The 12,235-nt window shown below is 57.5% G+C and carries 5 protein-coding genes; 1 reads left to right on the forward strand and 4 read right to left on the reverse strand.

Annotation, left to right across the window (positions count from 1 at the left end; translation table 11 throughout):
- Positions 1-222 precede the first annotated feature (222 nt).
- Positions 223-5,157, forward strand: coding sequence for an RHS repeat domain-containing protein (locus LOY50_RS21235; RefSeq protein ID WP_258689120.1), 4,935 nt, complete (start codon positions 223-225; stop codon positions 5,155-5,157).
- 94 nt (positions 5,158-5,251) lie between these two features.
- Here LOY50_RS21235 and LOY50_RS21240 read toward each other — a convergent pair whose 3' ends face one another.
- The 4 genes from LOY50_RS21240 to LOY50_RS21255 all read right to left on the reverse strand — a co-directional run bounded on the left by LOY50_RS21240 (position 5,252) and on the right by LOY50_RS21255 (position 12,233).
- The gene (locus tag LOY50_RS21240) at positions 5,252-6,718 is read right to left on the reverse strand and encodes a hypothetical protein (RefSeq protein ID WP_258689121.1); all 1,467 of its coding nucleotides are present in this window, start codon (positions 6,716-6,718) and stop codon (positions 5,252-5,254) included.
- 101 nt (positions 6,719-6,819) lie between these two features.
- A complete protein-coding gene (locus tag LOY50_RS21245) occupies positions 6,820-9,033 on the reverse strand; it encodes an autotransporter outer membrane beta-barrel domain-containing protein (protein ID WP_258689122.1) in 2,214 nt (737 codons plus the stop codon).
- A gap of 242 nt (positions 9,034-9,275) precedes the next feature.
- Entirely contained in the window at positions 9,276-11,348 is a 2,073-nt protein-coding gene (locus LOY50_RS21250; RefSeq protein WP_258689124.1) for a hypothetical protein, read from the reverse strand.
- Between the two features lie 153 nt (positions 11,349-11,501).
- A complete protein-coding gene (locus tag LOY50_RS21255; protein ID WP_258689126.1) occupies positions 11,502-12,233 on the reverse strand; it encodes an adenosylcobinamide-GDP ribazoletransferase in 732 nt (243 codons plus the stop codon).
- Positions 12,234-12,235: the final 2 nt, after the last annotated feature.

The following is a 12,235-nucleotide window of genomic DNA, read 5'->3' on the forward strand; positions in this document are numbered from 1 at the left end:
TCGCAACAATCGAGTTGCCTCCCTTTTACGCCTCGTCTATCGATCTGCCCACTATCAGAACTGTTAGGTTACCCGGAGTTATCCAGTTGCTATTGTCTCGTCGGACGTCGGTATTTATTCCCTGGGATCCACTTTCAGCTGCTGTAGCCGGTACTGGCGTTGTTTATGTCCGACTGCACATCGATCGACGTTTTTTTATTACCCTCGATGAGGTTCATATCAATGACTGCCGCCAGTTCTGTACATTCCAATGCACTTAACTTCATGAGTTCCGTACAGAACGGTGTTGATCCTCGCACCGGTCTCTACACGATAGCGATCAACTTCCCCGAAGTTAAAACCAATGATTTACGCGGTCCGGGTTTTGCCCTGGCGCTGGCGTACAGCTCGCTCAACAGGCAAGACAGTGGCTACGGCTATGGCTGGAACCTGCAGTTGTCCCAGTACACGCCTGGCAACCAGATCCTGTCCCTGAGCACCGGTGAAACCTTCAAGGTCACCGGTAGCGACAGTGTCAGCGGGCAGTTGGTGATGAAGGAAAAAAAACTCGACAGTTTTCATTTCCATCAGGACGAGGATCACTACCGGGTCGTGCACAAGTCCGGCCTGGTCGAGATACTCGAAGTCATGGGCAGCACCCAGAACCGGGTGGCCCTGCCTGTGGAGATTCGTTCACCCACGGGGCACAAGGTCACGCTCGGTTATACGTTGTTCGGTGGCGCTAATTACATACTGGCCTGGGTCAAGGACGATTCGGACCAGACCCTGCTGACGGTCGAGCGCCAGAGCACCTCCGTCGAAGTGTTGCTGCAGCCGTTCGCTGGCCCTGATGGCCGCCCGCTGGGGCGCTTTGCCATGAACCTGGGAGGCGCTGACAAATACGTCACCCGCATCACGCTGCCGACCGAGAACGAGGCGTCCTGGCGTTTTGGCTACAACCTGATTCGCGATCACCTCTGCATCACTTGGGTGGAGACACCCGCTGGCGGGCGCGAGGAAATGTTCTATCAAGACGCCGGCCATCAGTTCCCGGAAGGCAGCGGTCGCGCGCCGCTGCCCCGTGTCACCCGACACCTCACCGTCCCAGGCTTTGGCCAGCCGCCGATTGATGTCCGCTATACCTACAGGAGCGAAGATCCGGAGAAAGGCGAGACCAATTTTCTTGGCGCCGGGCTTCGTCTGCTCTGGGATGACGACGGCCTCGACAATCTCTATAAGTACATTGGCACCTACGAATACGTGTGCGCTGAGACCCTTTGGGTCCTCGATGACACGGAACCGGAGGCACGTCCGGGACGAAAAATTGAACGCAAATTCAACCAATTCCACCTGCTGACCCACGAAACGACGACCCAGAACAATAACGTCGAGACGGTCGAAACCACGTATTACCTGACCTCCGGCGTCGAGTTCGACCAACAACCCAAGTATTGCCAGTTACCCAAGACGGTCAGAACGACCTGGTCGCTACTCGATAATCCAAACCGCAGGCGCAGCGAAACCGTCAGCAACACGTATGACACACACGGCAACCTGCGGGTCCGAACCCTTGCCAATGGCGTTATCGAAACCAACGTCTGGTATCCCGCCTCAGGGGGCGATGGCTGTCCAGCCGATCCCGAAGGCTTTGTGCGCAACCTGAAAGAGCAAACCGTCGCCCCGGCCCCGTCCCCCAACGGCCAGGCCCCAATGCTATGCACCCGTTATCGCTACAAGGGCTTGCCGGAACTGGGGGACAGCCTGCCGGAGGAGTGCCCGCCGCAAGACTTGCTTCTGAAACAATGGCTCACGGTTGAAAACCAGACCCTGGTGCAGCTTGGCGCCACCGAAATCGAACTGGAGCGCACGCTGTTCGAGCATGTCGACGACCGCACCGATGCGTTCCTGCATGGCCGCGTCTCGCGCCAGACAGTGACCTTGAATGGCAAGTCGACCCGCGTCGATTATGACTACCGCAAATTTGACAGCCCCCAATTCAGCATGCCCGTGCAGCAAACCACGGAAACGACGAGCACTACGTTCGATAACGCCAGGAAAACCACTGTTCGCCAACATTCGCGACTCACATCGCAAGAACTGATGAATCGGATAGACGGCGTGGAAACTCACTATTACTACGACGTCCTGAATCGATTGACGAAGGAAGTCGTCGCCCCTGATACCACCTACGCGGCCACCCGCAATTATGAATACACCCTCAGCGCCACCAGCGGGCAACAGGCCGAGCACTTGAGCATCAACGCCAGGCAAATCAAGACACGCAGTGTGCTCGACGGATTGGGTCGCTTGATTTTCCAGGAGAGCGACCATATCGGTAGCGATAACTCGAACCGGACGCGACAAACCTATGCGGCCCTTTATAACGCCTGGGGGAATTTGGCTGAAGAGACCGAATATGACTGGCTCGACGGAGAATCTCGGGCGCTCGAGAGCACTTTTCACTATGACGACTGGGCGCAGCAATGCTATGTGATCGGCCCTGATGGGGTCGAGATCCACCAGAGCCTGGACCCCATCGGTACGTCCGAGTCCCAAGGACCGATCCAGCGCAACTGGAGCCAGAGTCCCGGGCCGGCCCCGATGATCAGCGGCCTAAGCGAGACTTGGCTCAACCTCTTCAGCAAGCCCTCTCGAGTCAGGATCCTGAATTCAGCGGAGCAAGAAGTCGCCAAAGAAACCTACCTCTACGACGGCCTGGGCCGTTGCACCGAGCACACAGACGCATCGCAATACACCACCCATTTCGTTTATGACGCCTGGTCACGCCTGGTCACTAGCACACTGCCCGATGACAGTATCGTCAAACGCAGCTATGCCGAACACAGCACCTTGGAATTACCGGTGGGCATGAGCGTAAGCGCTGACGGCGTGACCGAAACCAGCGTGGGCGAACAACAGTTCGATGGCTTGGGACGCCTGACCCGGACCACGGTCGGCACACGCACGGAGCGCTACACCTACGACACTGAGCAAATGCAGATAAAGACCAGGATCACCCCCGCAAACGACACGATTGAATACGACTACAACCTGGCCCTCACCGACGAACCCGTCAGCAGTCGTGCTCCAGATGAAGACGTGGACTTTACCTATCACTCGACCAGCGCGCGCCTGACCCATGCACGTAATGAGCAAGGTCGCCGCGAGTACGAATACAACACCACCAACCAGTTGCGCGTCGAGCGTTGGGTCGACAATCGAAACACCGCCTGGGAGACCCTTCATTCAAGTTCCATGCAAGGCCGCCAGCTCAAGCGCACCGACTTGAAACAAGACCATAGCGCCGGCCTCGACACTGTCTACGGCTACGATGACGCCGGACGGTTAAATAGCATCCAGCAAGGTCAACTTGAAGCCACGTTCGAATACAACAGCCTGGGGCAACTCTATCGCACCACCACCCAGGACCGGGCGGCGGACAGTACCCTGGTGACCCAATTGCAGTATGACGATCAAGACCGCGAGATATTGCGCACGCTCACCTTGAACCAGCTGTCGCCACGCACCCAGGCGCAAACCTGGCAAGTCGACGGCCTGCTGAAAACCCGGCACCTGCAGCAGTACGGGGTCACTCTGCTCAAAGAGACGTTTACCTATGACCCCCGTGGCCGGCTGGTCAAGCATGAATGCGAGGGCAGCACACTGCCCAGGGACAGCGAAGGGCGGGAGATCCGCAGCCAGATCTTCGCGTTCGATGCCCTTGATAATATCAAGCTGACGCTGACGACATTCGCCGACGGTAAAACCGAACGGGCCATGTTCGCCTACACGGACGAGAATAACCCCTGCCAGCTACAGGGCATTACCTATACGCCGCCAAGAACGACTGCGAACCCGACGTTCGCCTACAACCTCAATGGCTGCCAACTCAACGATGAACGGGATCAACGCCTGAGCTATGACAGCCAGAACCGCCTGTTGAGTGTCGAAAGTGCCGCCGGCCAGGTCGTCAGCCAATACCGTTATGACGGCCACGATCATTTGGTCACGTCAAAACAAGGCAATGAAAGTGAAACCTTGCGCTTCTACCAAGAAGAACAACTGAGCAATGTCGATCAGGACGGCCGCCAGACCCACCTTCTCTACCACGCCGAGGGTCCCCTGGGACAACAGGCCTCGGACAACTCACAGACCTTATTGTTGCTGACCGACGCCAATCAGAGCGTTATCGGTGAAAGCCGACAGCGAGACCTGCGAACTGCCGTCTACAGTGCGTACGGGGAACGCCACAGTGACAACACGCTGCGAAGCCTGCTGGCATTCAACGGCGAAGTGCGCGATGAAGCCAGCGGCTGGTACTTGCTGGGCCGCGGCTACCGGGCCTACAACCCGGGACTGATGCGCTTCCACAGCCCGGACTCGTTCAGTCCGTTCGGCAGCGGCGACGTGAATCCCTACACCTATTGCCTGGGCAACCCGATTGCCCTGCGTGACCCCACGGGGCATGAGGCGATCGGTTGGAGTGGCAGACTGCGACGGCCGGATGAGGACATTACCCTGCCATCAGTTGGCGGGGGGGGTATTGAAGGCTGGATTTCCGTGGCGGTGGGGGCGGTGTTCGTGGCGATTGGCGTCGCTACATTCATTGGTTCATTAGGAACTTCAGGCCCAGTCTCCCTTGCAATGATCGCAGTGGGTACCGCTCTCTCGGCAGGCTCCACCATCGCTAGCGCAGTGGCAATCGCGGACAACAATGAGGAAGCTGGTAAATGGGGGCAGTATTTGGGTTACGCGGCGGTGGTTGCGTCGGCGCCCCTGATTGCTCAGAGTGCTTTCAAGGGCGTAAAACAGATCGTAAAACCTGCTAGCGCTGCGGGTAAGAATGGCATTGTTGCACCGGTCACTCGACAAGCAGCGCTAGGAATAACAAAGAGTACGGTTCGCATCATAAAAAAATCTCCACTCGGGAAAAAGCCATTCCAGATACCTCGTCCCACTTTAAATCGGGGTGGCGTTAGCGCTGATACTGTGGATAGCAATTGGTTCACAATGCCGCATGCCCGGTCAGGAAAACCCGTCACTATAAATGTAAGCGCCTATGTGAAAGAAATGCATAGAAGGATGAAGGATTGGCAAAATAACCGTATTGGAGTAAACATGCGCCCGACTGCAGGAGCTAAGGATATGTACCTCCCGAATACGGAACTCCGTAAATAAAAGCCCCTATTACCTTCGGCGACAAAACAATCTGTTTTGCCGCCGAAGTCTGGACAGCCCATCCATACCGACAAACCCGCTACCCAGGCAAATCTCAAGCAACCAATGTCGGCGTCAACCTCGGAAAGTCTTTCCAAGTCTGCTTGGCATCGAAGCTCATGCTCACCCGCACCTCAAGCGGACTACCAATCTTGAAACGTTGCAAATCAGTCTTCGAAATTTGCCCGGCAGAAATGCGCTGAGCCACCTCCGGGACCGGGGACTCGGTCAGCACCGGAACCCTGACCTGTTGATTGCCGCTGTCGACTCCTCTTACCTCGACCGTAAGGAATTGGTCGACGGCCATGAAGGTCCAGCGTTCGAGTGTGAAACTGGCATACCCACCATCCGCAATACTCCCCAAGCTCAACCTGCCGCCGGAAACCTTGTCGCACTGAATGGTCGGCAAGCCATTCAACTCATCGACTCGCAAACTGTAGTTGTTCGACTCATGCGGTTCGACGACCCCGGGCTCGAATACCTCGTATCGCACGGAAATCGTCTTGCCCAGGTGCTGGGCGATCTTGTCGTTCGGGATTTTATAGTCCCGCGAGCCTGCGGGGTTCGGAGTGTCGGTACGATACGCCCCCACGGTACCCGGCTCGGCCCATTGCACGAACACGCCCTCGCCGTCGTAAATGACCGCCTCCTGCGGAATGATCACCGTCACGCCATTGACCGCATTAAACGGGTCCAGTACACCGCTCGATGATCCGCCCGGCGCTTCCTTGACCTTGGCAGGCGGCAGGGTACGGGGAATCGGCGTGGCATCGACATCCAATACAACCGCCACAGACCTAGGGCTGACATTACCCGCGCGGTCCTGCACCTCATACCACACATACCGGGACCCATCGCCCCTGTCCTGTATTAAATCGGCGCTGATCGTAACCACGACGGGATCAGAAAAATTCTGGTCATCAAGTTCGATGACACCGCCTTTATCCAGGGTGCCTGGTGTAGATCCCCAGTACCAGGTGATCCGATCCCAGGGTCGGGGGTCCGTGTATCCCGGGAGATTGGCCTTGACCTCATCATTGTTCTGCTCAAGGTAGCGGGCAGTGAGTTTATTGGGCGGAAGGACTTCGGCAGGGAAAACCAGCTTGCTGTCAGCAGCAAGGACAGGCGGCGTCGTATCGAGGGTAATCTCCAACTCGGCAGAGTCGTCAGACTCATTGTTATAAGCCGTCGCCCTGTAGTGCAACCGATGAAGCCCGTCATTACCACGCAGTAGTCTTTGGGGCAACGTCACATATCGGTCTGACGGCTCTATGAAAGTGTTCCAAGTTCGGCGATCTACCCAATTCGGGGCACCGTCAAGGAACAGCTCAACCGACTCCTCACCCAACGTCGGATCAGAATTGTCCCATAACACGAACCAAACCTTCAGATCATCATGCGTGGCGGCTTCTGGAAGCAGATTGATTTCACCGCCCGGAATGTTATCTAACAGTTCATCTATGCGGGGTGGAAGTAATTCTCTAGGGTTATCGGAAGACGACTTATCTGCTGACTCGCTCATGAACAAGACTCCTCAAAGAAGCACGAGGACAATGGCCGCAGCCGGTATCCTCGCATCGTGTAAAGAACATTGAACGTGCCGTGCAGCGTCAGCCCATTGAATTACCAGAGATAGCGCACGCCCACGTTGGCCCCCCACGGCTGCTCGATCTTATTGCCGTTGCTGTAATCGAAATCGGCGTGTACCGACACTTTGTCAGTCAACGTCATCGCCACACCCGCACCCAGCTCACCGCGCGAACCGGAGAGGTCATTGCTGAACTTGTTATCGTTGACCTGCACGTCGTTGTTATTGGCGAACTCGTGCACATACGCGGCACGCAGGTACGGCTGCAGCACATTGCCTTCGCCCAGATCGAAGTTGCGCCCAACCGTCGCACCGACCTTGCCCAGCAACGAGTGCGTGCGGTCGCCTTCGGCGGACAAGCCGTTATCCAGGCGATAGTCCTTGCCCTCGATGATCACGCCCGAAAGCTGTGTATACGGTTCGACGAAGTAGTCGTCTTCCAACTTGATGTGACGACCGAACTCCAGGGAGCCACCGACGCCGTGGCTGTCGTAGCTGCCCTTGGCCTTTTTGCCATCGCTCAGACGGACGTCGGATTCGTTCTGGAAACGGTTGAACTTGAGCACACCGTCGAAGTAGTAACCGCTTTCCTCGTCCAGCCACGTGGTGTAGGCACCAAGGTAGAAACTGTCGACTTCACCGGTGGTACCGCGACTCAAATCCAGGTCGGACTTGCTGTAGCCACCCATCACCCCCACCAGCCACTGCCCGTCACCAACCGGCAACGGCGCATCGGCACCCAACGACAAGCCCTGCTGGGTTTGCTTATAAGCCACGCCGGAACTGGCGCTGACATCGAACTTGTTACCATAAGCACGCATCCAACCACCGGCCTTGCCTTGGTCCCGGCGCACTTCGCCCATGCGGCTGCGCAAGGTGCTGAGTTCGCCGTACCAGACCGTGGGTGCGGCATTGAACAGCGCCATCACCGATTGGGTACCGGGGCTGATGATTTTCGAAGCGGTGTTCAGGTACCAATCATTGTCGCCTTGCTTGATCAGGTTGTAGGAGTAGGCCCCCAAGTCCACCTCACCACCCGCCAGGGAAAACTGGGCATCGCCACCGCCGATGTGAACCACCGGGATGGAAGCGGCGGCGCCGGGTTCCGAGCCACTGCTGTCGAGCGCCACCAGGTGATTGCCGGTGGCTGTCCCGGTCACCGTCAAGGTGTCGACCTGGCCGGTGCTGAAGTTGGTGTGCATGAAGAAGGTGCCGTTGCCCGACAGCTCGCCCACCGTCAATTTGTAGAACTCGCCCGGATTGCCGAACTGGATGCCACCGCCGTTCATGGAGAGTTTTTCGACCTCGCCATCGCCGACCATGATCCAGCGGGCTTCGTTGTTGACGGCCAGGCTCTCGACGTTTTCCAGGCGACCGGTGAGCGTGGCGAAGTTATCGAACACCACGTTGGCGCTGCTGCCATCTTCCACGATGATGTCGCCGACCAGTTGACTGTTATCGGCGCTGAAATTCGCCGAAGAGCCATTGACGACTTCCAGCAGGGTGCCGTTACCGCCCACCAGGGTAGAGCCGTTGTTGACCTGGATATTCACCCGTTCGGTGTTGGTCTGGGTCTGGCCATCGATGATGATCGCCGAGCCGGTCAAGCCCTCGACGCGGGAATGATCCAGGATCAGTGCGTTGTCGGCGGACAGGTTGAGGTCGGCGAACAGGTACACACCGTTGAGCCCGCCGATGATGGCGCTGTCGGTGGCGGAGATCTTGCCGCCGAAACTACGCACGCCAATGCCATCGGCGTTGCTGCCAGTTACGGTGGAGCCTGCTTCGAGTGTCAATTGGCTGAGGGCACTGAGGGTTGCCCCCACTCGTCCACCGATGATCTCACTGTCGCTGACCACCGCGGTAGATCCGCCGCTGGCCGTTTGCGCCAGCCGCAGCCCGATACGGCTGCTGACAATTTTGCTTTTATTGGCGATGGTCGTTTCACTGGCAGACAGATCGACTCCGTTGGTCGTGCCCTGAGCGGTGACCTGAGTCCCGTTGAGGGTGATATTCGACCCTGTGGTCGCCCGGATCTGGTGCGTCGTGGCGCCATTGGCCGTCAGCTTGCTTTCGTTCTCCACCAGGTAATCATCGGGCGTGGTGGTGGCGTCGATGGTCTTGGACGCACCATTGTCGATGAGTGTCTGCGCCAGGCCGGTCGGGCTGAGCAACAGCAACGGCGCGAGGGTTGCGAGCTTGAGAAAACGCGCAAGCGGCGTGATAGAGAATGAGTGGCTAACGGGCATGGATAACTCCTGGATAAACAAGCTGTCTGGCAACCGTCGAGCCTGGCGTTTACCGTCTGGGTCCGAACGATCAAAAGGCGGCAATCCTAAGCACTCGCTTCCTGGATATATGTAGGATTTATCCTTGTGTTTGTGAGACTTTTCTTATTGCTTCTACATGAAATATCAATGTTGGCGCCTTTCCTATGGCTCCCCCCAGCAGGCACATCCGGGCAGCAGACGCCCGGGTGCCGGCTTCGAGGTTAAGGCCTTGGGATCTCGCACGGATCATTCGGTCGGTGGAAAGCCGTGCGGGTTGTCAACGGCGTCGATTCAAGCGTCTCCGAGCCGTCATCGTGGAAATACTGGATCTTCGCCCGGCCCCTGCGATTCGATGCGGCGTTCTCGTCATAAAGCGGCAGGATATGGGTCGTGTAAGGTTCCACCCGGATGGTGAAGCCGCTGACAGGTGCACCGGCGGTGCCCAGCACGTAAGTCCGCTCAAATTCCGCGCCGAGGATCGGATCTTCAGGTGCGTTCAAATCCTCCCCTCTCATGGGGGTGAAGACGAACGTGATCTCGTCACCATCCTCAAGCACTCCGGTTAGGTCAGGGATGGCGACCTGGAGCGCGCCATCGGGATCAAGCACCGAGCAGCCTGGATAACCGGTCGGGTTAGGAATGGTGGGAAAACTCGCAGGTGGCAGCTCAACCGCAATGGCATTGACATCGACCAGGGTTGGCGTGGATTCGAGATCATTCTCAATGCCTGGCGCGCTCAATTGATAGTGCACCGGCACGGCCTGGCCATTGCCACCGTCCTTGATGTAGTTCCAAGGGATGTCGACGGTTTGATCCTGGCCAGGTACGTGATCAGGATCTGTATCATCGAAGGTGATCCGGGCCTCAACGACACGCGTGCCATTCCAGAAAAAATCGATGACATGACCGTTAACCGCCTCGGCGTACCAGGTAAAGGTGAATTTCGCGTCCTCGTCCTTGTCGGCCCGCGTCAACTCGTTGGTCCGGCTATCATCCCAATTCTTGACTACGCCTACCGTCAAGCTTGGATGCACCGGATCCGGCCAATCGGGAGATGGCCAGGGAACCCAGGGGATCGGCACCTCGAAATTGACCTCGATATCGGTGTCTTCAGGTCCGAATGGCCGACCTTTACGCACGACGTGATAACTGACGTTGGTCGTCTTGTCGCCGGTGGTGTTTTCGCCGTATTCCTCGAGCATGAGGAGTTTCGGTTCCACCAGTATCTCGATCTTGGGAGGTGGATTGGGGCCAACGGGTTGGTCGGCCAAGGTTGTATTTCCCCACTTCAACCGAATGTCGTCGTAGCTCTTGGGATCGTCATACATGGGAATCCACACGCTCACCCCCGACAAAGCATGCTCAACCACCAAAGGGCCCGGATCTGCCTGGGGGACTTCCGGATCTTTTAGATTGGTCGGTAGCGGCCCGAAGGTGAGGCTTATTTTCTGCCAAAGCGACAGAGCACTGGGATTGGTCGCCTTGTCGATCAGGACGTAGATGAACACGCATTCGGCATCGCCAAACGCACGAATACGATCGCCGTCGATTTCGATCGGAGTGTCTGAAGTGCCCGGGGGGGGAACATCGTTGAAGAAAATCGGGGAGAGTCCATTCAGGTCCTCGGGAATGTCGGCGGCATCCACCAGGTAAACGGCGATTTTATCCGTAGCTTGCCAATCAGCGTAACCAGGAATTGTGGCAGTCAAACTGCTGCCAGGCGCCAGGTTTGTGTCGTCGAGGTACACGTCCGAAAACTTCAACGCCTCTGGCGGGTCGTGTTTATAAGGTGGTTGTTGATCGATAACGATCGGGGATATTGGTGAATCGTCTTCTTCATCCTGATAAGAGTGGTGGCGATACATAAGACGACACGCAGCAAGTTGCGGAAGATCCCTCGGCTGGATGAGCATCTCGTAAGGAAAGGTTTCCGTAAAGTCGGTAGCACCTGCCGGGATTACAAATTCATGATCAGCCACGACTTCAAAACGACCCGTGCCCCGATCAAGCAGAACTTCAATTTTTTCCGGGGCCTGGGGAGGTGGCAAGTTAGCCCACTTGGGAATTTTTACCTTCATTCCGTTCTTCAGACTGGGACCGTTGATCAGACCAGTCGCAATGTCGACTATAGGATGATCGATGATTATCGACTGATCGCCCAACCCCGACCGGTGCTCGGTGCGCATCCTGAGATAAGCGCTGTGCGCCTCACGTCGCGCCAGTCTGTTATCCGCATTTGCCATGCTATCGCTCTCCCATTGACAACGTTCAGCCGTTGAAACGTCAACGGCCATCCAATTTTCCTGGCAGATCGATAACACCGGACACGACACAACGCTTCCCATCGCTCTGCGCGGCAGCTGAGGCCTTGAGCGAATTAAGCCCGCGTTTTCAATGACGCGATACTGTCAGAGTTGACAGGTCGCCGGGACAAGATCAGGACAAACTCAGCGCAACACCACCCCCACCAACATCGCCATCTCAAGCAATTCCAGCAACGCCCCGGCGGTATCCCCGGTGCAGCCCCCTAGCCTGCGCAGCATCATCTGGCGCAAGCCGATAAAGACCGCCGAGGCGGCCAACAGGGCAACGACACCTGCCCAACCCGCCACCAGCACGCCTCCCAGCGCGCACACCCACAACACCTGCCAACCCGCACGGCGGGGCAGATGATCGGCGAGGGCCTGGCCCAGGCCGCCGGCACGCACGTACGGCGTGGTCAGGAACAGGCCAAGCAACGCGGCACGCCCCAGCACCGGCACGACGATCAAGGTCAACGTCTGTCCCTGCTCGATCAACGCCAGCAGCGCGGTGAATTTGAGCAGCAGCACCAGCACCAGGGTGATCACCGCGATCGGCCCACTGCGCGGGTCTTTCATGATCAGCAACGTACGCTCGCGGTCGCCGAAACCGCCCAACCAGGCATCGGCGCTGTCGGCCAGGCCATCGAGGTGCAGGCCGCCGCTGAGCAACACCCACACGCTCAGCAACAGCGCGGCGTGCAGCAGCAACGGCGTGCCCAGCAGCAGTGCATTGAACAGCCACAGCAAAACACCGAACAACAACCCCACCACCGGATAGAACAACAGCGAACGGCCCAGCTGTTCAGGCTCGGGCATGCCAGGCAGGCGTACCGGCAGACTGCTGAGAAACTGCAAGGCGATCCAGAAGGGCAACATCG

The sequence above is a fragment of the Pseudomonas sp. B21-010 genome (genome assembly GCF_024749325.1).
In the GTDB taxonomy this organism is placed as follows: domain Bacteria; phylum Pseudomonadota; class Gammaproteobacteria; order Pseudomonadales; family Pseudomonadaceae; genus Aquipseudomonas; species Aquipseudomonas kilonensis.